The following is a 382-nucleotide window of genomic DNA, read 5'->3' as shown; positions in this document are numbered from 1 at the left end:
TGCCTGCACCACTAGCGCCGGTCTCTGCGGTATCGCAGGTGTCGTCGGCGTTCGCGGCACCGGCGTGCGCAGCTCCGTCGGCACCTGCCTCTGCCTCGGCAGTGTCGAGCTTGTCCGGGGCGTTGGGGTCGTCCATGCCGCCCGCAGCATCGGGGTCGCCCATCTCGCCGGAGACGCTGCGGTCGGCCTTGCCGGAAGCAGGGTCGTTCGTGTCGTCCCGGTCTTCCTCGAAGCTCTCGGCATCCCGTGCGTCTTCGACGTGGTCGGGGGCGTCGTTGGCGGGGTCTTCGGTGGCCGGGTCAGCGACGGGGTCGGCGGGGTATGGATCGTCGGTGTTTTCGGGGTCGGTGGGGAGGGATTCGGCGCTGACCACGACGAGGAG

The 382-nt window shown here is 70.2% G+C and carries 1 protein-coding gene; it reads right to left on the bottom strand.

The genetic code is table 11. The annotated features are described in order from the left end of the window. Positions 1-382 (bottom strand): hypothetical protein (locus tag FLX08_RS41135; protein ID WP_208761999.1); only part of this gene is annotated, 382 nt, incomplete at both ends.

The sequence above is a fragment of the Microbispora hainanensis genome, from assembly GCF_006874475.1.
In the GTDB taxonomy this organism is placed as follows: Bacteria; Actinomycetota; Actinomycetes; order Streptosporangiales; family Streptosporangiaceae; genus Microbispora; species Microbispora hainanensis.
This window is presented reverse-complemented; position numbering and strand designations above follow the sequence as displayed.